General features: G+C 72.6%; 21 protein-coding genes. 15 read left to right on the top strand and 6 right to left on the bottom strand.

What is annotated here, in order from left to right:
• The first annotated feature begins 137 nt into the window (after nt 1-137).
• Entirely contained in the window at nt 138-1,319 is a 1,182-nt protein-coding gene (locus ACGFIK_RS12480; RefSeq protein ID WP_327026124.1) for a macrolide family glycosyltransferase, read from the top strand.
• Nucleotides 1,320-1,474: 155 nt separating this feature from the next.
• Nucleotides 1,475-1,972, top strand: a complete 498-nt coding sequence (locus ACGFIK_RS12475) for an N-acetyltransferase family protein (RefSeq protein ID WP_327026123.1) — start codon at nt 1,475-1,477, stop codon at nt 1,970-1,972.
• Between the two features lie 7 nt (nt 1,973-1,979).
• On the opposite strand, the gene ACGFIK_RS12470 is transcribed toward ACGFIK_RS12475, so the two are convergent.
• The gene (locus ACGFIK_RS12470) at nt 1,980-3,152 is read right to left on the bottom strand and encodes a 4-hydroxybenzoate 3-monooxygenase (protein WP_393339214.1); all 1,173 of its coding nucleotides are present in this window, start codon (nt 3,150-3,152) and stop codon (nt 1,980-1,982) included.
• Between the two features lie 162 nt (nt 3,153-3,314).
• The gene (locus tag ACGFIK_RS12465; protein WP_393339211.1) at nt 3,315-4,100 is read right to left on the bottom strand and encodes an IclR family transcriptional regulator; all 786 of its coding nucleotides are present in this window, start codon (nt 4,098-4,100) and stop codon (nt 3,315-3,317) included.
• Between the two features lie 218 nt (nt 4,101-4,318).
• Between ACGFIK_RS12465 and ACGFIK_RS12460 the strand changes: the two genes are divergently transcribed.
• From ACGFIK_RS12460 to ACGFIK_RS12420, 9 genes are all read left to right on the top strand, one after another.
• Nucleotides 4,319-5,137, top strand: a complete 819-nt coding sequence (locus tag ACGFIK_RS12460) for a CoA transferase subunit A (RefSeq protein ID WP_393339207.1) — start codon at nt 4,319-4,321, stop codon at nt 5,135-5,137.
• 23 nt (nt 5,138-5,160) lie between these two features.
• Nucleotides 5,161-5,901, top strand: coding sequence for a CoA-transferase subunit beta (locus ACGFIK_RS12455; protein WP_393339474.1), 741 nt, complete (start codon nt 5,161-5,163; stop codon nt 5,899-5,901).
• A gap of 26 nt (nt 5,902-5,927) precedes the next feature.
• Nucleotides 5,928-6,665 carry a protocatechuate 3,4-dioxygenase subunit beta gene (gene pcaH, locus ACGFIK_RS12450; RefSeq protein WP_393339205.1) on the top strand — a complete coding sequence of 246 codons (738 nt, stop codon included), beginning with the start codon at nt 5,928-5,930 and terminating at the stop codon, nt 6,663-6,665.
• Nucleotides 6,658-7,227 carry a protocatechuate 3,4-dioxygenase subunit alpha gene (pcaG, locus tag ACGFIK_RS12445; RefSeq protein ID WP_393339203.1) on the top strand — a complete coding sequence of 190 codons (570 nt, stop codon included), beginning with the start codon at nt 6,658-6,660 and terminating at the stop codon, nt 7,225-7,227. Before pcaH ends, pcaG begins: the two co-directional genes overlap by 8 nt.
• Nucleotides 7,202-8,542 carry a 3-carboxy-cis,cis-muconate cycloisomerase gene (gene pcaB / locus ACGFIK_RS12440; protein ID WP_393339201.1) on the top strand — a complete coding sequence of 447 codons (1,341 nt, stop codon included), beginning with the start codon at nt 7,202-7,204 and terminating at the stop codon, nt 8,540-8,542. Before pcaG ends, pcaB begins: the two co-directional genes overlap by 26 nt.
• Entirely contained in the window at nt 8,539-9,315 is a 777-nt protein-coding gene (pcaD, locus tag ACGFIK_RS12435; RefSeq protein WP_393339198.1) for a 3-oxoadipate enol-lactonase, read from the top strand. The genes pcaB and pcaD overlap by 4 nt, the downstream gene beginning before the upstream one ends.
• The gene (gene pcaC, locus ACGFIK_RS12430) at nt 9,312-9,692 is read left to right on the top strand and encodes a 4-carboxymuconolactone decarboxylase (protein ID WP_327026114.1); all 381 of its coding nucleotides are present in this window, start codon (nt 9,312-9,314) and stop codon (nt 9,690-9,692) included. Before pcaD ends, pcaC begins: the two co-directional genes overlap by 4 nt.
• Nucleotides 9,689-10,471, top strand: coding sequence for an IclR family transcriptional regulator (locus ACGFIK_RS12425; RefSeq protein WP_327026113.1), 783 nt, complete (start codon nt 9,689-9,691; stop codon nt 10,469-10,471). The genes pcaC and ACGFIK_RS12425 overlap by 4 nt, the downstream gene beginning before the upstream one ends.
• 66 nt (nt 10,472-10,537) lie before the next feature.
• The gene (locus tag ACGFIK_RS12420) at nt 10,538-12,109 is read left to right on the top strand and encodes a Na+/H+ antiporter (protein WP_327026112.1); all 1,572 of its coding nucleotides are present in this window, start codon (nt 10,538-10,540) and stop codon (nt 12,107-12,109) included.
• A 9-nt stretch (nt 12,110-12,118) separates the two neighbouring features.
• Here the strand turns inward: ACGFIK_RS12420 and ACGFIK_RS12415 are convergent, their stop codons facing one another.
• Nucleotides 12,119-13,348, bottom strand: a complete 1,230-nt coding sequence (locus ACGFIK_RS12415) for a helix-turn-helix domain-containing protein (protein ID WP_327026111.1) — start codon at nt 13,346-13,348, stop codon at nt 12,119-12,121.
• An 83-nt stretch (nt 13,349-13,431) separates the two neighbouring features.
• Here ACGFIK_RS12415 and ACGFIK_RS12410 point away from each other — a divergent pair, with 83 nt between their 5' ends.
• Together ACGFIK_RS12410 and ACGFIK_RS12405 are read left to right on the top strand one after the other, a co-directional pair.
• Entirely contained in the window at nt 13,432-14,523 is a 1,092-nt protein-coding gene (locus tag ACGFIK_RS12410; RefSeq protein WP_327026110.1) for a ferredoxin reductase, read from the top strand.
• Between the two features lie 15 nt (nt 14,524-14,538).
• The gene (locus tag ACGFIK_RS12405; protein ID WP_327026109.1) at nt 14,539-15,684 is read left to right on the top strand and encodes an acyl-CoA desaturase; all 1,146 of its coding nucleotides are present in this window, start codon (nt 14,539-14,541) and stop codon (nt 15,682-15,684) included.
• Between the two features lie 79 nt (nt 15,685-15,763).
• On the opposite strand, the gene ACGFIK_RS12400 is transcribed toward ACGFIK_RS12405, so the two are convergent.
• Nucleotides 15,764-15,940, bottom strand: coding sequence for a hypothetical protein (locus tag ACGFIK_RS12400; RefSeq protein WP_327026108.1), 177 nt, complete (start codon nt 15,938-15,940; stop codon nt 15,764-15,766).
• Between the two features lie 184 nt (nt 15,941-16,124).
• Here ACGFIK_RS12400 and eccB point away from each other — a divergent pair, with 184 nt between their 5' ends.
• Nucleotides 16,125-17,507, top strand: coding sequence for a type VII secretion protein EccB (gene eccB, locus ACGFIK_RS12395; RefSeq protein ID WP_393339192.1), 1,383 nt, complete (start codon nt 16,125-16,127; stop codon nt 17,505-17,507).
• Here eccB and ACGFIK_RS12390 read toward each other — a convergent pair.
• Nucleotides 17,504-18,436 (bottom strand): dihydrodipicolinate synthase family protein, encoded by a 933-nt coding sequence (locus tag ACGFIK_RS12390; protein ID WP_393339189.1) that lies wholly within the window; start codon nt 18,434-18,436, stop codon nt 17,504-17,506. The genes eccB and ACGFIK_RS12390 overlap by 4 nt on opposite strands.
• 70 nt (nt 18,437-18,506) lie before the next feature.
• On the opposite strand from ACGFIK_RS12390, the gene ACGFIK_RS12385 reads away from it, so the two are divergent.
• Nucleotides 18,507-19,412 carry a LysR family transcriptional regulator gene (locus ACGFIK_RS12385; RefSeq protein WP_327026105.1) on the top strand — a complete coding sequence of 302 codons (906 nt, stop codon included), beginning with the start codon at nt 18,507-18,509 and terminating at the stop codon, nt 19,410-19,412.
• A 79-nt stretch (nt 19,413-19,491) separates the two neighbouring features.
• Here the strand turns inward: ACGFIK_RS12385 and ACGFIK_RS12380 are convergent, their stop codons facing one another.
• On the bottom strand, nt 19,492-19,941 hold the full coding sequence (locus ACGFIK_RS12380; RefSeq protein WP_327026104.1) for a GNAT family N-acetyltransferase: 450 nt from the start codon (nt 19,939-19,941) through the stop codon (nt 19,492-19,494).
• Nucleotides 19,942-19,957 lie beyond the last annotated feature (16 nt).

Here is a 19,957-nt window from a genome sequence, read left to right as displayed (position 1 = left end):
CGCCTGACGCCGGTCGTGCCTCGACCGGCGCCTTCCTCGGCCCGACGACGCCCTCGCCCCGGCGAGTGGCCCGGGCCCGGTCCGCGTCGCCTCCCTCGGATGACACCGTCTCTCCGACTCGACAGGACCTTTTTCCAATGCGTAAGCCAGCTCATATCGCCATGGTCGGCGCCACCGCGCCCAGCCACATCTACCCCTCCTTGGCGCTGATCCGCGAACTGGTCGACCGGGGTCACCGGGTGACCTACGCGGTCGGCGAACCCCTGACCGACCTGGTCGCCTCTACCGGGGCCGAGCCGATCGCCCACCCGACGATCCTGCCCCAAGGCGACACCCCGTGGCCGGAGGACCCGGCCACGGCCATGCGGGTGTTCCTCGACGAGGGCATGGCGGTGCTGCCCCGACTGACCGCCCGCTACGACACGGACCGGCCGGACCTGGTGCTCTACGACATCGGCGGGCTGCCCGGCCCACTGCTGGGCCACCGGTACGGGGTGCCGGCGGTGCAACTGTCACCGACGATGGTCGCCTGGACCGGCTACCAGCAGGACATGGCGGACTTCTTCACCGCGCTGACCTCCTCGGACTCCGGGCGGGACTACTACGCCACCTTCGACGCCTGGCTGGCCGAGCACGGCATCCCCGCGGATTCGCGTACCTTCGTCACGTTCCCCGAGCGGGTGCTGTCGCTCATTCCCCGGGTGATGCAACCGAACGCCGACCGGGTCCCGGACACGGTCCGGTTCGTCGGCCCGTGTCTGGACCCGGCCCGGCTAGCCGAGCCGGGGTGGACCCCACCGGCCGACGGGCGGCCGGTCCTGCTGGTCTCCTTCGGTACGGCGTACAACGACCAGTTGCCGGTCTACCGGGCCTGCCTGGAGGGGTTCGCCGACTCGCCGTGGCAGGTGGTGATCGCCCTGGGGGACAAGGTGGACCCGGCGGACCTGGGGCCACTGCCCGGCAATGTCGAGGTGCATCGCCGGGTGCCGCAGCTGGTGGTGCTGGCCCACGCCTCGGCCTTCGTCACCCACGCCGGCATGGGGGGCTGCACGGAGGCCCTCTGGTTCGGGGTGCCCACGGTCGCGGTCCCGCAGGCGGTCGACCAGTTCGCCAACGCGCAACAGCTGGTCGACGCCGGCCTGGGTCGGCTGCTGCCCGCCGAGGAGGTCACCCCCGAGACCCTGCGGGCGGCGGTCGACGCGGTAGCCGCCGATGCCTCCGTGCGGGACCGCCTGGCCCAGGTCTGCGCCGAGGTACGGGCCAACGGTGGTGTCACCGGAGCGGCCGACGCGGTGCAGGACCACCTCACCAACCACTGACCCCGACCGGTCCGCTCCGGAGAAGCCCTCTGGAGCGGGCCGGCGGTCGACCCGGCGGAATGTCGGAGTACGGTGGGCCCCGGCGCGCGATCTTCGGCGGGCCGGGGTGCCGAAAACCGCCCCTGAGCAGGTACGGGGCGAACGGGGTGAGGCCGATGGCCGAGGTGGTGCTGCGGCCGATGACGGCCGCCGACGCCGACCGGGTGCTGGCGATCTACCAGGCGGGGCTGGACGGTGGACAGGCCAGCTTCGAGACCCTTGCCCCCAGTTGGGCCGCCTTCGACGCCGGGCGGCTGCCGGCCCACCGCCTGGTGGCGGTCGACTCCGGCGGCACCCTGCTCGGCTGGATCGCGGTGTCACCCACCTCTACCCGGCAGGTGTACGCCGGGGTGGTGGAACACTCCGTCTACGTGGACCCGGCGGCACAGGGGCGGGGAGTGGCCCGGCTGCTGCTCGACGGGCTGATCGCCTCGACCGAGGCGGCCGGCATCTGGACGATCCAATCCGCGGTCTTCCCGGAGAACACCGCCAGCCTGGCCCTGCACCGTCGGGCCGGCTTCCGGGTCGTCGGGGTCCGTGAGCGGGTGGCCCGCCACCACGGCCGCTGGCGCGACGTGGTGCTGCTGGAACGGCGCAGCCCGGTCGTCGGCTGACCGGCCGTCACACCTCCGCCAGCCCGACGTAGTTCTCGGCCAGGCTGGTGGCGTACGCGGGGGAGGTGGTCAGGTAGCGCAGGTTGGCCTCCTGGAGTTTCGCCTCGTACGGGTCGTCGGCGTTGAGGCGGTGCAGCATCGAGGTCATCCACCAGGAGAACTGCTGGGCCCGCCAGACCCGGCGCAGGGCGGTACGCGAGTAGTCGTCCAGCAGGTCGGTGCGACCCTCGGCGTACCAGGCGGCGAAGGCGTCCCCGAGCAGCGCCACGTCGGCCAGGGCCAGGTTCATCCCCTTGGCGCCGGTGGGGGGCACGATGTGCACGGCGTCCCCGGCGAGGTACAGCCGTTGCCACTGCATCGGCTCGACCACGAAGCTGCGCAGCGGGGTGATCGCCTTTTCCAGGATCGGCCCCTCGTTGAGGGTCCAGCCCGGCACGGTCTCCAGCCGGGTCCGCAGCTCGGCCCAGATCCGCTCGTCCGGCCAGTCGGCGATGTCCTCGTCCGCCGGGACCTGGAGGTACAGCCGGGAGATCTGCGGTGACCGCATGCTGTAGAGGGCGAAGCCCCGTTCGTGGTGGGCGTAGATGAGTTCCTCGACCGCGGGTGCGGCGGCGGCGAGGACGCCCAGCCAGGCGAAGGGGTAGGTGCGCTCGTAGGTGTGCAGCACCCCCTCCGGCACGGCCGCCCGGCTGACCCCGCGGAAGCCGTCGCAGCCGACCACGAACTCGCAGTGCAGTTCCTCCTCGCGCCCCTCGTGCCGGTAGTGCACCACCGGCGCGGGCGAATCCAGGCCGGACAGGCCGGTCGCCTCGGCGGAGAACAGGATCGTGCCCCCGGCGGCCAGCCGGGCGGCGATCAGGTCCTTGACCACCTCCTGCTGCCCGTACACGGTGATCGCCCGGCCGGTCAGGTCGGTCATCGCCACCCGGTGGGACTCCCCGGCGAAACGCAGTTCGATGCCCTCGTGCCGCAGACCCTCCCGGTCCAGCCGGGCCCCCAGGTCGGTGGCGCGCAGCAGGTCGACCGAGCCCTGTTCGAGCACCCCGGCGCGGACCCGGTGTTCCACGTACTCCCGGCTGCGGCTCTCCAGCACCACCGAGGAGATGCCGCGCCGGTGCAGCAGGTGCGACAGCATGAGACCGGCCGGTCCCGCTCCGACGATGCCGACCTGGGTACGCATCCGTGCCTCCTTGATCGTCGGCGACCTCGTCGCCGTCTCCCACCGCCCTCAGCCTGCCCGCTGCCGACCCGGGCCGCCGCTGTCGGTTTCCGCCCAGTGGAAGGCTGATCTTCGCCGTTGCGGCTCCGACCGCCGGTGCGCGAGCCCGCGGCCCTACGCCGGTCAGGCGGTGGTGCGCTGTGTCGCGGGCGGCTCGTCGGCCAACCGGGCCGCCACCTGGTCGGCCGCCGTCCGCAGCGCCGGGACCAGCCGCTGCGGCCCCCCACCGAGGCTGTGCCCGACCACCCCGATGGCGGCCAGGGCCGTGCCGTCGGGCCCCCGCACCGCGACCGCGACCGAGCAGGAACCCAGGGTCATCTCCTCATGGGTCCGCGCCCAGCCGCGTTCGCGGACACCTGCCAGCTCCCGAGCCAGCCGACCCGGCTCGGTGATGGTGTACGGGGTACAGCGGCGCAACGGCCCCCGCAGGTGGGCGGCGATCACCTCCGGCGGGGCGTACGCCAGCAGGGCCTTGCCGACCCCGGTGGCGTGCAGCGGCAGGCGGCCCCCGGCCCGGGAGACGGTCGGCACCGCCCGATGGCCGGTGACCTTCTCCACGTACAGGGCCTCGTCGCCGTCCCGGACCGCCAGGTGCACGTTCTCCTGCACGGTGGTGTACAGCTCCTGCAGGTAGGGCAGGGCCACCTCGCGGAGTTGGCCGTGCAGCGGGGAGAGCAGCCCGATCTCCCACAGCCGTACCCCGATGCGGTAGCTGCCGTCGGCGGCGCGCGACAGGGCCCGGCCGCTGACCAGTTCGGCGACCAGCCGGTGGGTGGTGGCCAGCGGTAGGCCGCTACGCCGGGCGATGTCGCTGAGGGTCAACGCCGGATGGGTGGCGTCGAAGGCGCCGAGCACGGCCAGCACCCGTGAGGTCACCGAGGCGCCGGGGGAGCGGCTGCCGCCCGCCATAGCTGCCTCCCGGAGCTGTTCGGAAGCCGAACGGTTGTTCTCTTGCAGAACATGGCACGTGCCCTCGGCTTAGTCAACGTTACGCCGGCGGGCATCCGCGCACCGTTGTCCGGCGCGTTGACGGACCTCGGCCCGGGCCACTACGTTCGAGATGTGTACGCGAGTCCGCATGCCGAACACTCGGCGGCGGGCCTGGACCTCAACGAGGGCGGAAGCTGATGGCGAAGCTCGTCTCGCTGGCCGAGGGGGTGGCGGACCTGATCCGCGACGGGGACATGGTGGCCCTGGAGGGATTCACCCACCTCATCCCCTTCGCCGCCGGCCACGAGATCATCCGGCAGCGGCGACGCGACCTGACCCTGGTCCGGATGACCCCGGACGTCATCTACGACCAGTTGATCGGGGCCGGCTGCGCCCGTCGGCTGGTCTTCTCCTGGGGCGGTAACCCCGGGGTCGGTTCCCTGCACCGGTTCCGCGACGCCGTGCAGAACTCCTGGCCGGTGCCGCTGGAGTTGGAGGAACACAGCCACGCCGGGATGGCCAACCGGTACGTCGCCGGTGCCAGCGGCCTGCCCTTCGCGGTGCTGCGCGGCTACACCGGCACCGACCTGCCCCGACACACGGCCAACATCCGCCCGATCGAATGCCCCTTCACCGGGGAGACCCTGACCGCGGTGGCCGCCCTGCGACCGGATGTGACAGTGGTGCACGCCCAACGCGCCGACCGGGCCGGCAACGTGCAGATGTGGGGCATCACCGGGGTGCAGAAGGAGGCCGTCCTGGCCGCCCGGCGGTCGCTGGTCACCGTCGAGGAGATCGTCGACGACCTGGAGCCGGTACCCGGGCAGGTGATCCTGCCCGGCTGGGCGGTCACCGCGGTGGCACACGTGCCCGGCGGAGCCCACCCCTCGTACACCCAGGGTTATTCGGTCCGGGACAACGACTTCTACCTGGCCTGGGACGCGATCAGCCGGGAGCGGGCCGGCTTCCAGGAGTGGATCGCCCGGCACGTGCTCGATGCGGAGGTACCGGCGTGAGCCCCGACTACACCGCCGACGAGATGATGACCGTGGCCGCCGCCCGCCAGTTGCGCGACGGCACCGCCTGCTTCGTCGGCATCGGCCTGCCCAGCACGGCGGCCAACCTGGCCCGGGTCACCCACGCCCCGAACCTCGTGCTCATCTACGAGTCGGGCTGCCTGGGCGCCAAGCCCGACCGGCTGCCGCTGTCCATCGGCGACGGGGTGCTCGCCGACACCGCCGACGCGGTGGTCTCCGTGCCGGAGGTCTTCAACTACTGGTTGCAACCCGGCCGCATCGACGTGGGTTTCCTCGGCGCCGCCCAACTCGACCGGTACGGCAACATCAACACCACCGTCATCGGCGGCGACTACACCGACCCGAAGGTACGCCTGCCCGGTGCCGGTGGCGCTCCGGAGATCGCCGCCTCCTGCGGCGAGGTGGTGGTCATCGTCCGGCAGAGCCTGCGTACCTTCATCGACCGGGTCGACTTCGTCACCTCGGTCGGCTACGGCACCGGTCCGAGCGACCGGGAACGGCTGGGCCTGCGCGGCGGCGGCCCGAAGACCGTCATCACCGACCTGGGTGTGCTGACCGCCGACCCGGTGACCTGCGAACTCACCCTCACCCGGTTGCATCCCGGTGTCACGGTCGACCAGGTCCGGGCGGCGACCGGCTGGCCGTTGGCCGTCGCCGAGGAGGTGACCGTCGGCGAGCCGCCCACCGCGGCGGAACTCACCGTGCTGCGCGCCCTGGAAGCGACCAAGAAGGCCCCGCACTGATGCGCCGGCCCCCGGAAGGGACACCCATGAACGAGACCACCCCGGCGCTGCTGCTGCCCGACTACCGGCGCGACGACGTCGAGGCCCACCCCCCGCTGCTCAGCCCCGGCTACAAGTCCACCGTCAGCCGGGCCCCAAGCCAGCCGTTGATCTACCTGCCGCAGCGGCTCACCGAGATCACCGGCCCGCTGCTCGGCGAGGGTCGCCTCGGCGAACTCGACCACGACCTGACCCGGCAGCACGACGGCGAGCCCCAGGGGCAGCGGATCATCGTGCACGGCCGAGTCCTCGACGGCGACGGCCGGGCCGTACCGCACACCCTGGTGGAGATCTGGCAGGCCAACGCCGCCGGCCGCTACCGGCACGCCGTCGACAACTGGCCGGCCCCCCTGGACCCCCACTTCACCGGGGTCGGGCGGGCCCTCACCGACGACCAGGGACGGTACGAGTTCGTCACCGTGCAGCCCGGGGCGTACCCCTGGCGCAACCACGACAACGCCTGGCGGCCGGCACACATCCACTTCTCGCTGTTCGGCCGGGCCTTCACCCAGCGCCTGGTGACCCAGATGTACTTCCCGGGCGACCCGCTGTTCTCCCAGGACCCCATCTTCAACTCGGTGCGTGACCCGCAGGCCCGGGAGCGGATGGTGGCCCACTACGACCACACCGCCACCCGACCGGAGTGGGCCCTGGCCTACCGGTTCGACATCGTGCTGCGGGGCCGGGAGGCCACCCCCTTCGAGGACGAGGACGACGATGAGTGACCGCCGGGGAGTAACCCCCGCCCAGACCGTCGGGCCGTACCTGCACATCGGCCTGAGCTGGCCCGACGGCCCATACGTGGTGCCCGAGGGCACCCCGGGTGCCTGCTGGATCCGGGGCCGGATCGTCGACGGCACCGGCGCCCCGGTGGTCGACGCGATGGTGGAGAGTTGGCAGGCCGACCCGGACGGGCACTTCGACCACCCCGACGACCCGCGCGGTCCCCGAGCGTCCACCCTGCCCGGCTTCCGGGGCTTCGGCCGGGCCGACACCGACGCCGAGGGCTGCTACGCCCTGCACACCGTACGGCCCGGACCCCTGCCCACCCCCGAGGGCGAGATCGAGGCCCCGCACCTGAACCTGTCGGTGTTCGGCCGAGGGCTGCTGCACCGCCTGGTCACCCGGATCTACTTCCCGGACGAGTCGGCCAACGCCACCGACCCGGTGCTGCGTACGGTCGAGGCCGCCCGCCGCGACACCCTCGTGGCCCGGCCGGCCCCGGACGGCTACCGGTTCGACATCCGCTTGCAGGGAGAGCATGAGACCGTCTTCTTCGCCGTCTGAGGCCCTGCTGCGCGGGCTGTCCGGCGCGGTCGAGGTCGACGCCGAACTCGACGACCGGCACCTGTTGCAGGCCCTGCTGGACGCCGAGGCCGCCCTGGCCCGAGCCGGTGCCGAGGCCGGTCTGCTGCCCGTACCGGTCGCCGAGGAGATCGCTGGGCACTGCCAGGCCGACCGGTACGACCCGGCGGCCCTCGGCGCGGCCGCCGAGGCCGCCGGCAACCCGGTGGTCCCCCTGGTCCGCCGGCTGACCGAGGCCGTGTCGCCTTCGGCCCGCCCCTGGGTGCACCACGGCGCGACCAGCCAGGACATCCTCGACAGCGCCCTGGCCCTGGTGGTGACCCGGGCCGCCGTACCCCTGCTGGGTCAGGTCGACACCGCCGCAGGCGCCGCCGCCGACCTGGCCCGGGCCCACCGCGACACCCTCATGGTGGCCCGCACCCTCGGCCAGCAGGCCGCCCCGACCACCTTCGGACTCAAGGCCGCCGGCTGGCTGCTCGGCCTGCACCAGGCCCGGGACCGGGTGGCCCAGGCGTGCGCCGCCCTGCCGGCGCAACTCGGCGGTGCGGTGGGCACCCTGGCCGGGTACGGGTCGACCGGCCTGGCGGTGGCGGACCGGTTCGCCGCCCACCTGGGCCTGGCGGCCAGCCCGCTGCCCTGGCACACCCGCCGACAGCCCGTGCTGGACCTGGCCGCCGCCCTCGGCGGGCTACTGGCGGCCACCGGCAAGATCGCCCTGGATGTCGGCCTGCTGGCCCAGACCGAGATCGGTGAGGTGACCGAGGGCGGGGCGGGACGCGGCGGCTCCTCGGCCATGCCGCACAAACGCAACCCGGTCGACTCCGTGCTGGTAGCCGCCGCCGCCCGGCGGGGTCCCGGACTCGTGGGCACCCTGTTCGCCGCCGCCGGGCAGGAACACGAACGGGCCACCGGCGGCTGGCATGCCGAATGGGAACCCCTGCTGGACCTGGTGCACCTGGCCGGTGGGGCGGCCGCCCGTACCGCCCGGATGCTGACCGACCTGCGGGTGGACCCGCAGCGGATGCGGGCCAACCTGGACGCCACCGGTGGCCTGCTGCTGGCCGAGGCCGTCGCCACCCGCCTGGCCCCGGCCCTGGGCCGGGCCACCGCACACCAGGTGGTCGCCCGGGCCACCACCGGCACCGGCTTCCGGGAGGCACTGCTGGCCGACCCGGAGGTGACCGCCCACCTGTCCGAGGCCGACCTGGACGCCGCGCTGAACCCGGCCGGGTGGCTCGGCTGCGCCGCCGAACTCGTGGACCGTGCCCTGGCGATCCATGAAGGGGGGAGCGGATGAGGTTGCACGCCACCATCGACGGGCCGCCCGAGGCGCCGGTGCTGCTGCTGGGCAGTTCCCTGGGCACCACCGGTGCCATGTGGCAACCCCAGGTGGCCGCGCTGGCGGCCCGGTTCCGGGTGGTCCGCTACGACCACCTGGGTCACGGCCGTTCCCCGGTGCCCCCCGGGCCGTACACCATCGACCTGCTCGGCCGGGCGGTGCTGGAGCTGCTCGACGACCTGGGGGTCGTCTCCGCGCACTATGCCGGGCTCTCCCTCGGCGGCATGGTCGGGATGTGGTTGGCCGCGCACGCCCCCGACCGGATCGACCGGCTGGCCCTGCTCTGCACCTCGGCCTTCCTGCCCCCGGCGCAGGGGTGGCGGTCCCGGGCGGAGACCGTCCGGGCCGGCGGGTTCGGCGACATCGTCGACCCGGTGGTGTCCCGCTGGTTCACCCCGGGCTTCGCCGCCGCCCGACCCGACACGGTCGCCGACCACCGGGCCATGCTGACCGCCACCCCGGCGGCCGGCTACGCCGCCTGCTGCGAGGCCATCGCCGCGATGGACCTGCGGGCCGACCTGGCGGGGGTACGCGCACCCACCCTGGTGATCGGCGCCGCCGAGGACCCGGCCACCCCACCCGAGCACGCCGCGGACCTCGCCGCCCGGATCCCGTCCGCCCGGCTGGTCGTCCTGGACGATGCCGCCCACCTGGCCAATGTCGAACAGCCCGCCGTCGTGGCCCGGCTGCTCGGCACCCACTTCACGCCGGAGGGCGGGAGGAACCCGTGAACGACCAGCAGCGACACGAGGCCGGCATGGCCGTACGGCGGCAGGTGCTCGGTGACGCGCACGTCGACCGGGCGATCGCCAACACCGACGAGTTCACGGCCGACTTCCAGGACCTGATCACCCGCTACGCCTGGGGTGAGATCTGGACCCGGCCGGGTCTGGATCGGCGTACCCGAAGCTGCATCACCCTGGCCGTGCTCGCCACCCTGCATCATGACGAGGAACTGGCGATGCACGTCCGGGCGGCGTTGCGTAACGGACTGACCCCCCAGGAGGTCGGCGAGGTGCTGCTCCAGGTGGGCGTCTACGCTGGCGTGCCGGCCGCGAACCGGGCGTTCAAGGTGGCTCAGGAAACCCTGCGGCAGGAGGCCCAGTGACCGACGCGGCGCGATCGGGGGAGTTCGTCCAGTCCCTGGAACGGGGCCTGGCCGTGATCCGCGCCTTCGACGCCGAACACCCGCAACTCACCCTCAGCGAGGTGGCCCGGGCCACCGGACTGACCCGGGCCGCCGCCCGCCGGTTCCTGCTCACCCTGGTCGAGTTGGGTTACATGCACACCGACGGGCGGCTGTTCGCCCTGCGCCCGCGCATCCTCGACCTCGGCTACGCCTACCTGTCCAGTCTGAGCCTGCCGGAGGTGGCCCAGCCCCACATGGAGGCCCTGGTCGCCGAGGTACACGAGTCCTGCTCGGTCTCCGTCCTGGACGGCGACGAGGTGGTCTACGTCGCCCGGGTACCGACGAAACGGATCATGACGGTCGGGATCAGTGTCGGCACCCGGTTCCCGGCGTACGCCACCTCGATGGGGCGGGTGCTGCTGGCCGCCCAGCCGACCGAGTGGCTGGACCACTACCTGGCCACCGCGCAGCTGCGCCAGTTGACCCGGCGCACCATCACCGACCCGGCGAAGCTGCGTACCGCCCTGAACCGGATCGCCGGCCAGGGGTACGCCATCGTCGACCAGGAACTGGAGGAGGGGCTGCGGTCCCTGGCCGCCCCGATCCATCGCGAGGACGGCGCGGTGATCGCCGCGGTGAACGTCTCCGCCCACGCCAGCCGCGGCACCTTCGACGCCATCCGCCGGGAACTGCTGGCACCCCTGCTGGCCACCGCCCGGCGGATCGAGGAGGACCTGGCCGCCGGCTCCCGCCGGTAGCCGGCGAATCGACCCGGTGAGCCCCCGGCGCGTACCACCATGTGGTGGGCGACGAACGGGGGCGACATGCACGAGGTGCTGCTGGCCATCATCCTCGGGGCCACCGTGCTGGTCGGTACCACCATCGGTGGCCGGTACCGGGTAGCCCCACCGGTCCTGCTGATCAGCTTCGGTGCCCTGCTGGCCCTGCTGCCGCCCTTCGCGCGGGTGACGCTCGCGCCGGAGGTGGTGCTGCTGATGTTCCTGCCGGCCATCCTGTACCGGGAGAGCCTGACCACCAGCCTGCGGGAGGTGCGGGCGAACATCGTGGTGATCGCCGCCCTGGCGGTCGGGCTGGTCGGGGTCACCATGGTGGCGGTGTCCCTGGTCGTGCAGCGGTTCGGGGTAGACCCGGCGGTGGCCTGGGTGCTCGGGGCGGTGCTGGCCCCGACCGACGCGGCGGCCGTGGCCGGGCTGGCCAAGCGGATGCCCCGGCGGCTGCTCACCACCCTGCACACCGAGAGCCTGATCAACGACGGTACGGCCCTGGTGCTGTTCGCGGTCGCCCTCGGTCTGCTCGGCGGCGGGACCGCACCGAACGCCCTGGAACTGGTCGAACGCATCGGCCTGTCCTTCCTCGGCGGCATCGCGGCCGGGGCCCTGGTCGGGGTCGTGGTGATCGCGATCCGGAAACGGCTCGACGATCCGCTGCGGGAGGGGGCGCTGAGCGTCCTGACCCCCTTCACGGCCTTCTTCCTCGCCGAGGCCATCCACGAGAGCGGGGTGCTGGCGGTGGTGGTGTCCGGGCTGCTGCTGGCCTACGCCAGCCCCCGGGTGATCCGGGCCCGGTCCCGGGTGCTGGCCCTGTCCTTCTGGGACCTGACCACCTTCCTCATCAACGGCGGGCTGTTCGTGCTGGTGGGGCTCCAGATCCCCCGGGTGGTACGCGAGGTCACCAGCCTGGCGCTGACCCGGGCGATCGTCATCGCGGCCGTGGTGGCCGTGGTGCTGGTGGTGGTCCGCATGCTCTGGCTGCACCTGACCGCCGGGGTGACGCGCCTGGTGGACCGGCGTCGGGTCGGCCGGGAACGGCGGGTCAACTGGCGGATCCGTACGGTGGCCGGCTGGGCCGGGTTCCGGGGTGCGGTCTCCCTGGCGGCGGCGTTGGCGGTTCCACTGAACATCGACGGCCGACCGGTCCCGGACCGAGACCTGATCATCTTCTGCGTCGCCGTGGTCATCCTGTTGACCATGCTGGTCCAGGGCACCACCCTGCCGCTGCTGATGAGCTGGGCCAAGCTGACCCCGGATTCGGACCACGCCGACGAGAAACGGCAGGCACAGAGCCACGCCATCCGGCAGACCCTGCACGCCCTGCCGGACATCGCCGACCGGGTCGGGGCCGACCCGGACACCGTGCGACGGATCCGCGACGAGTACGAGAACCACCTGGACCTGCTCGATGCCGACCAGCAGGACGACACGGCGGCGGCCCGGGAGACCGAGCGCCAGTTGCGCCTGGCGGTGCTCGATCACAAGCGACGCGAGATCACTCGACTGCGGGACCGCCGGCAGATCGACGACGCCGTACAGCGGGAGCTGGAGGCGCGGCTGGATGTCGAGGAGATCCGGCTGCTCGGACCCCGGAACCTGGAGTGATGCGCCCGGTCAGCCGGCGGGGGTGGTCGCCCCCGGCAGGGCCAACGCGACCGTGAGGTCCAGCAGGCTACGCGGGTCGGTCAGCCGTTCGCCGAAAAGCTGACGCAGCTGCCCCATCCGGTAGCGCACCGTCTGGGGATGCACGAACAGGTCGGCGGCGATGTCGTCGCGTCGCCCCTGGTGCAGCAACCAGGAGCGCAACGTCTCGGTGAGCCGTTCCGCGGTGGCCGCGGGCAGTTCCGCCAGCGGTTGCAGGACCCGGGCCCGCAGGTCCGCCAGGGCCTCGGCGTCGGCGCTGAGCAGCAACTCGGCCAGGTGCCGCTCGGTGTCCAGGGGGTCCCCCTCGGTGGGTGGGGCGATACCCAGATCGAGCACCCGTACCACCCGGCGGTAGGAGGAATTGGCCTGCGCCCACGGGCGGGCCGGGCCGAGCACCGCACGGCGGCCGTGCAGCATCCGGGCGAGTTGACGGCGCCGGTCACCGTGCATGTTCGGCACCAGCAGCACGACGGTCTCCTCACCGGCCTCACCGGCGGGCAACTCCTCGCTGCTCTCCAGGGTGTGCTCGCCCAGCAGCGCCAGGGCGCCGCGCAGCTTCGCCTGCGGCAGCAGCACCACCGTGAGGGTCTCCGGGACGGGCCAGTTCGCCCGCTCGGCGCTGCGCAGCAGCACCTCCTGCGGCTCCCCGGCGAGCAACTGCTGGGCCAGTCGTTCCAGGTTGCGGCGCTGGGCCCGGCCGGCGCTGGCCAACTCGTCGGCGTGCCCGGCCACGCTGGCTGCGGAGAGTTCGTCGATGTAGGCGAACATCAGCTCGGCGAACTCCGCTACCGTGGCCGCCGGCAGCCCCAGCGAGACCGTGGCCGCGGCCATCTCCCGCCAGGAGACCCGGGCCCCGATCCGGTAGGCGGCCAGCAGGGCGTCCACGCTGCGACCGGAGCGGGCCTCCCCGCTGCCCAGCGCGTACGCCGCCTCCAGGGCCGGCACCAGGGGAGTGCTGGCCGCACCGGCGTGCGGACGTTCCAGCAGTTGCAGGAAGGTGCCCAGCGCGATCTGCACGGCGTTCTCGATCTTGTCCCGCATCTGGCCGGTCAGGGTGCCGGAATAGCTCGGCACCTCGGCCGTGATCGCGCTTACCGTCTGCGCGGCTACCAACGGTAACCGGTCGACCAGTTCACGGGCGACCCGCCGCTCAAGTGCCAGGCGGGCGACCCGATCAGTGGTTCCGGAGTTCTCCGCCACGTTGTTCTCCCCGCACAAAAGGGATGGAGTGCTTTACCTTCGCTGGCCAAGATTTTATGCCAGCGGGCCGCGACGATCGTTGTATGGCCGCCACCGCTCCACCACCGGGCACGAAGGGATCCTTCCGGCGCCGCCTGATGCGGCTCGCCGAGACGGTTACCACCCCGGTACTGCCCGCAGACTACCTGGACATGGTCGCCCCGCTGCGGGCCGGCGCCGACCTGCGCGGACGCATCGTCGAGGTCCGTCCGGAGACCCCGGACGCGGCGACCGTGGTGATCCAGCCCGGCCGTAGCTGGCGCGGCCACCAGCCGGGCCAGTACATCCGCCTCGGGGTCGACGTCGACGGGGTACGCCAGTGGCGGGCCTACTCGGTGACCTCCCCGCCCGGCGGACGGACCGATCCCATCTCGGTGACGGTCAAGGCCATCCCCGACGGGGTGGTCAGCAACTTCCTGGTGCGACGGGTCCGTCCCGGCACCATCGTGCAGCTCGACCAGGCGACCGGTGACTTCGTCCTGCCTCAGTCGGCGCCGTCGCGGGTGTTGTTCCTGACCGCCGGCAGCGGCATCACCCCGGTCGCCGGGATGCTGCGCAGCGGTGCCCTCACCGGCAGCGACGTGGTGCTGATCCACTCCGCGCCGACCTCGGCCGACGTGGTGTTCGGCGCGGAACTGCGGGAGCTGGCCGCCAACGGCGCCATCCGGCTGGTGGAGCGGCACACCTCCGTCGACGGCCTGCTGGAGGTGGCCGAACTCGACACCCTGGTGCCGGACCACTGCGAACGCGAGACCTGGGCCTGCGGCCCGATCGGTCTGCTGGACGCGGTCGAGCAGCACTGGGCCGCGCGGGGCGCCACCGACCGGCTGCACACCGAACGCTTCCGACCGACCATCATCACCGCCGGTGACGGCGGCACGGTCACCTTCACCCGCTCGTCGGTCACCATCGAGGCCGACGGCGCCACGCCTCTGCTCGACGCCGGAGAAAACGCCGGCGTTCTGATGCCCTCAGGCTGCCGGATGGGTATCTGTTACGGCTGTGTGCTGCCGATGCGCCAAGGCGCGGTCCGTGACCTGCGTAACGGGCAGCTCACCACCGCCCTGCCGGGCGACGGCGTACGCGTGCAGACCTGCGTGTCGGCCGCGGCCGGCGCCTGTGAACTCGAAATTTGATCGGAGAACGTCGACGTGACCGTCATCCAGAAGAAAGCCGTCAACCCGATCGCGCACCTCAGCGCCGAGGACATCGAGACCCTCGGCAAGGAACTCGACGCCATCCGGGAACGGGTGATCGCCGACCGGGGTGAGCGGGACGCCGCCTACATCCGCAAGGTCATCTCGACCCAGCGCAAGCTGGAGGTCGGCAGCCGGGTCGTACTGCTGTTCTCCCTGTTCCCGCCGGCGTGGATCGTCGGCACCGCCGGGCTGTCCCTGGCGAAGATCCTGGAGAACATGGAGATCGGGCACAACATCCTGCACGGCCAGTGGGACTGGATGCGCGACCCGAAGATCCACTCGACGACCTGGGAGTGGGACCACGTCAGCCCCGCCGAGCAGTGGAAGCAGTCGCACAACGAGCTGCACCACCGCTACACCAACGTCGTCGGCAAGGACAACGACCTCGGCTACGGCATCATGCGGGTCGACGAGGACCAGCCCTGGCACCCGGCCCACCTGGGTCAGCCGTTCTACAACTTCGTCAACGCCTGCTTCTTCGAGTACGGCATCGCCGCGTACGACCTGGATCTGGGCACGAAGCTCAAGGACGGCAGCTACAAGAACAACCCGGAGTTCCGGGCCAACCTGAAGGCCACCGGCCGCAAGCTGCGTCGCCAGGTGCTCAAGGACTACGTGCTCTTCCCGGTGCTGTCCGGTCCCTCGTTCTTCCACACCATGGCGGCCAACTTCACCGCGAACCTGGTCCGCAACCTGTGGAGCCACGCGGTGATCATGTGCGGGCACTTCCCGGAGGGGGTGGAGACCTTCGAGAAGAACTCGATCGAGGGCGAGACCCGCGGCGAGTGGTACCTGCGGCAGATGCTCGGCTCGGCCAACATCAGCGGCAGCCGGCTGATGCACATCATGACCGGCAACCTGTCGTACCAGATCGAGCACCACCTCTTCCCGGACCTGCCGAGCAACCGCTACCAGGAGATCGCCCCGGAGGTGCGGGCCCTGTTCGACCGGTACGGGCTGAAGTACGTCACCGGCTCGCTGCCCCGCCAGGTCTTCTCCGCCTGGAAGAAGATCTTCCGGCTCTCCCTGCCGAACCGTCGTCGGCGCGACGTCATCGAGGAGAACCCGACCCCGGCCCTCGTTCCGGCCGGCACCTGATCCCGATGCGGCCTGCGGTGGCGCGGCGCTTCGACGGGCTGGACCCGGCTGAGCGCGCGGCCACCGCAGCGCCGTCTGATCAGTGCCGACTCGGGTAGTTCTGCGCCGACTGGCGACCCCGCACGAAGGCCAGGACGATCACCACGGCCAGCGCGATCAACCCGATGATCACCAGCCAGCGGACGGCCTCCAGGACCAGGCCGAGCAGCAGGATGATTCCCCCGACCACCCCGACGACCCACAGCAGCGCGCGCATTCCTCCACCTCCCGAACCCGCCGCCGGGTGGATCCGGACGGCCTACCGGGTCAGCTACCCGGCAAAGGCCCAGCTCATGCCGAACGACGGCGGTGGGCAGGGGAGGGCTGTCGCAACTGAGGGTCAGCGAGACATCGACGCAACGCATATCCTGTCCGCCGATCCGCTCGCCGGAAGGGAAGCGATGCCGTCGCGGCAGGACCAGCTGCACTCGTACCAGTTCACCCTTCAACGGGTGGTCGCCGCGCTGGTGATGCGGGAGACCAACCCCGCCCAGTCACCGTTTCGCCGGCTGGCCGGGGCGGGGCTGGCCAGTGTCCTGGTGGCCGTCATCGGGCTGGGCGGCTTCGCCCTCTACGGCCTGTTCACCGGTGGGGGCACCACCTGGCGCGACACCGCGGCCGTCATCGTGGAGAAGGAGTCCGGGGCCCGGTTCGTCTACCGGGAGGACCGGCTGCACCCGGTGCCCAACTACACCTCCGCCCTGCTGGTCATCGGGGCCGAACAGCCGAAGACCGTGCTCGTGTCGCGGCGGGCCATCGACGGGGTACCCCGGGGGCTGCCCCTGGGCATCGCGGACGCCCCGGACTCCCTGCCGGCGGCCGACCGGCTCTCCACCGCGCCTTGGACGGTCTGCTCGACCGGCCCGCAGACCGGGCGGCGTGATCCCCGGTCGGTGCTGCTGATCGGCACCGGCGACCCCGGCGGGCGGGCGTTGGGCGACGAGGCGCTGATCCTGCGGGACCCGGACGGCCGGCTGCACCTGGTACGCCAGCAGCGCCGACACCTGATCCGCGACCCCGACCGGGTGCTGGCCGCCCTGGCCACGACCCGGGCCCGGGCTCTCCCGGTGGCTGCGGCCGTGCTCAACACCGTGCCCGCCGGGCTGGACCTGGCCCCCCTGACCCTGCCCGGCCTGGGGGCGCCCTCCGACCGGGTGGCCGACTCCCGGATCGGGGACGTCCTGCTGGTCAGCAACTCCGGCGGCGGACGCCAGTACGCCGTGGTGCTGCGGGACGGACTAGCCGGGGTCACCGAGCTGCAGGCCGCCCTGCAACTGACCCGGACCGGCCAGCGGGCCCCGGAGCAGATCAGCCTGGGGCGGTTCGCCGCCCTGCCTAAGCTGCCCGACCTCGCGCCCACCGGCCCCGAGGCGCCCCCGAGCACGCCGCCCCGACTGGCCGCCCCCGCCGCCCCGGTGCTCTGCGCCATCGTCGGTGCCGAGACGACCGAGGTAGACCTGCGCCTGGACGCCACCCTGCCGGACCTGACCGCCGCCACCCCCACCGTCGCGGCGACAGCCGGTCGGACGGTGGCCGATCATGTGCTGGTCGAGCCGGGGCGCGGGGCCCTGGTAGAGGCCGTGGCGACCCCGGGGGCGTCCGGCGGTGCCCTCTGCGTGATCACCGACCTGGGGCGGCGCTACGTGCTCGCCGACCCCGAGGTCTCCGCCATGCTCGGCTACGGGCAGACCCGTCCCGTCCGGCTACCGGCGGGCCTGGTCAGCCTGGTCCCGGCCGGAGCGAGCCTGGACCCCCAGGCCGCCCGCCGGGCCGTAACCTCCTAGGCTGCCTCGGCGTCGGCCCGTGGCGCGGCCACCTCCCAGGCTGCCTCGGCGTCGGCCCGTGGCCCGGCCAGCTGCTCGGCGCACGTCAGCGCTCGGGCGGTGGCCTCGGCGGTGGCGGGCAGCAGTGGTGGGCGCGGTGCCGGTGACGGGATGCGTCCCTGGGCGTGCAACACGGCCTTGATGACGGCCGGGTTGGGTTCGGCGAACAGCGCCGCCGAGAGGGTGGCGAGCCGGTGCCCGAGCGGCCGGGCGCGGGGAAGATCCCCCTCGCGCCAGGCCGTGACCAGGGCGGCGTGGTCGGCGGTGGCCAGGTGCGCGGAGGCGACGATGCCGCCGGGTGCGCCGAGGGCCAGCAGCGGCGAGAGGTACGCGTCCTCGCCGCCGAGCACCGCGAAGTCCGGTGGCGGGTCGGCCAGCAGGGCGATGGTGTCCGCGTCGATGCCGCCGACGGCGTGCTTGACCCCCACCACCTGCGGCAGCTCGGCTAGGCGACGCAGCGCCCCGACGGAGAGAGTCTGCCCGGTGCGGTACGGCACGTGGTAGGCGACCAACGGCACTGGGGAAACCTCCGCCAGCCGGGCGAAGTGTGCCAGCACCGCCTCCTCCCCGGGTCGCAGGAACGGCGGCACCAGACAGAGCGCCGCGGTGACGCCGGGCCGCCCGGCCAGGGCGCGCAGATCCTCGGCGGTGTGCGCGCCGACCATGAACCCGGCGCGGTGCCGCCGACAGGTCGCCCCGACGAGGTCGAGCACCGTCCGTTGCTCGGCGGCGTTGAGCGCGTGCGGTTCGCCGGTGGTGCCGAGGGCCACCAGACCCTCGGCCCCCTCGGCCAGCACCTGGTCGGCCAGGCGGGTCAGTGCCTCCTGGTCGACCTCGCCGCGCGTGTCGAAGGGCGTGATCAGCGGTACGTACAGTCCGGTCGGTGTCATGTCACCAGCCTGCGACCGCACAGGATGAAGCACCAGTTCCGATTACTCCACCAATCCGTAAGCTGAGCTGATGCTTGACGTCCGTCGCCTGCGTCTGCTGCGCGACCTGGCCCGGCTCGGCACCATCGCCGCCGTCGCCGAGGCGCACACCTACTCACCCTCCGCGGTCTCCCAGCAGTTGGCCGCGCTGCAACGGGAGACCGGCGTCGTGCTCCTGGAACGAGCCGGTCGAGGGGTACGCCTCACCGCCACCGCCACCGCACTGGTCCGGCACACCGAGGTGATCCTCGCCGGGCTGGAGGCCGCCGAGGCCACCCTGGCCGCCGCTCGCGGTGGACTGCTGGGCACGGTACGCATCGGGGCGTACCCCAGCGCGGTGCGTCCCCTGCTGCTGCCCGCCCTGGTCGAGCTGGCCCGCGAGCACCCCGGGCTGGATCTGCTGGTCACCGAGTTGGACCCGGTGGCGGTGCCGGCCGCGCTGCGCGAGCGGCGCCTGGACGTAGCCCTCGTGCACGACTACGACATAGTGCCGGTGGCCCCCGATCCGGCCCTGGACTCGACCCCACTGCTGGACGAGACCGTGTTCCTGGCCCTACCCGCCGCCGATCCGGTGCCCGCCGATCCGATGCGCGCGGTACGCGACGCCGACTGGATCATCGGCAGTCCGGGAACCCTCTGTCACGCGGTCACCCTGCACGCCTGTGAACTGGCCGGATTCCGCCCCACCGTCCGCCATCACGCCGACGACTTCACCGCCGTGCTGGCCCTGGTCGCCGCCGGTCAGGGCGTCGGCCTGGTGCCCCAGTTGGCAGTCGAGGGACCACCCGCCGGCACCCGCCTGGTCCCCCTGACCATCCGCCGCCGCACCCGGATCGCGTATCGACAGGGCTCCGCCGACCATCCCGCGGTGCTCGCCAGCGTCGCCGCCCTGCGCAGCGCCGCCACCGATCTACCCGAAGCACCGCCACCCAGCTGAAGATCCCACCCCCAGCGCTGGCCCCACCCATGCCGCACCCAGCGTTGATCAACACGCGCAGACTGAAGGAGGGAGGGCGTCAGCGTGGGCCGGGCCAGTGGTAGGTGAGGTCGGGTTCGTTCTCCTCGTTGCGGCTGCCGTCGTTGCTGTCGACCGGGCGGAAACCGTGCCGCTCGTAGAACGCCCGCGCCTCGGTGTTGCGGGTGAAGACGCGGAGGCTGAGACCGCCCGGGCTGGCCTGCTGTGCCTGGGCCAGCAGGGCGGTGCCGATGCCCTGCCGGCGGGCCTCCGGCCGCAGGTACAGGTGTTCCAGCAGGTCGCCGTCGAGGGCGGCGAAGCCGAGGATCTGGCCGGTCGTCGTGGACTCGGCCACCCAGGTGGTGCTGCCCGGCAGCATCACCTGGGCGATCCACGCCCTGGTCTGCGCGTCGTCGTACAGTCGCGGAAGGTAGGGCATGGCGGCCGCCCGGGAAGCCAGGAACACCTCGGCCACGGCATCGGCGTCGCTGTCGCGGGCAGGACGGATCACGATGGGGTCCGTCGCG

This window comes from Micromonospora sp. NPDC048871 (genome assembly GCF_043198155.1).
In the GTDB taxonomy this organism is placed as follows: Bacteria; Actinomycetota; Actinomycetes; order Mycobacteriales; family Micromonosporaceae; genus Micromonospora.
The sequence above is the reverse complement of the archived record's forward strand: the minus strand, read 5'-3'. Positions and strand labels throughout refer to the sequence as shown.

Bases quoted from the DNA above. Each gene is read 5' to 3' on its own strand.
- ACGFIK_RS12480 (WP_327026124.1), top strand. From the start codon at position 138: ATGCGTAAGCCAGCTCATATCGCCATGGTCGGCGCCACCGCGCCCAGC.
- ACGFIK_RS12475 (WP_327026123.1), top strand. From the start codon at position 1,475: ATGGCCGAGGTGGTGCTGCGGCCGATGACGGCCGCCGACGCCGACCGG.
- ACGFIK_RS12470 (WP_393339214.1), bottom strand. From the start codon at position 3,152: ATGCGTACCCAGGTCGGCATCGTCGGAGCGGGACCGGCCGGTCTCATG.
- ACGFIK_RS12465 (WP_393339211.1), bottom strand. From the start codon at position 4,100: ATGGCGGGCGGCAGCCGCTCCCCCGGCGCCTCGGTGACCTCACGGGTG.
- ACGFIK_RS12460 (WP_393339207.1), top strand. From the start codon at position 4,319: ATGGCGAAGCTCGTCTCGCTGGCCGAGGGGGTGGCGGACCTGATCCGC.
- ACGFIK_RS12455 (WP_393339474.1), top strand. From the start codon at position 5,161: ATGATGACCGTGGCCGCCGCCCGCCAGTTGCGCGACGGCACCGCCTGC.
- pcaH (WP_393339205.1), top strand. From the start codon at position 5,928: ATGAACGAGACCACCCCGGCGCTGCTGCTGCCCGACTACCGGCGCGAC.
- pcaG (WP_393339203.1), top strand. From the start codon at position 6,658: ATGAGTGACCGCCGGGGAGTAACCCCCGCCCAGACCGTCGGGCCGTAC.
- pcaB (WP_393339201.1), top strand. From the start codon at position 7,202: ATGAGACCGTCTTCTTCGCCGTCTGAGGCCCTGCTGCGCGGGCTGTCC.
- pcaD (WP_393339198.1), top strand. From the start codon at position 8,539: ATGAGGTTGCACGCCACCATCGACGGGCCGCCCGAGGCGCCGGTGCTG.
- ACGFIK_RS12420 (WP_327026112.1), top strand. From the start codon at position 10,538: ATGCACGAGGTGCTGCTGGCCATCATCCTCGGGGCCACCGTGCTGGTC.
- ACGFIK_RS12410 (WP_327026110.1), top strand. From the start codon at position 13,432: ATGGCCGCCACCGCTCCACCACCGGGCACGAAGGGATCCTTCCGGCGC.
- ACGFIK_RS12400 (WP_327026108.1), bottom strand. From the start codon at position 15,940: ATGCGCGCGCTGCTGTGGGTCGTCGGGGTGGTCGGGGGAATCATCCTG.
- eccB (WP_393339192.1), top strand. From the start codon at position 16,125: ATGCCGTCGCGGCAGGACCAGCTGCACTCGTACCAGTTCACCCTTCAA.
- ACGFIK_RS12390 (WP_393339189.1), bottom strand. From the start codon at position 18,436: ATGACACCGACCGGACTGTACGTACCGCTGATCACGCCCTTCGACACG.
- ACGFIK_RS12385 (WP_327026105.1), top strand. From the start codon at position 18,507: ATGCTTGACGTCCGTCGCCTGCGTCTGCTGCGCGACCTGGCCCGGCTC.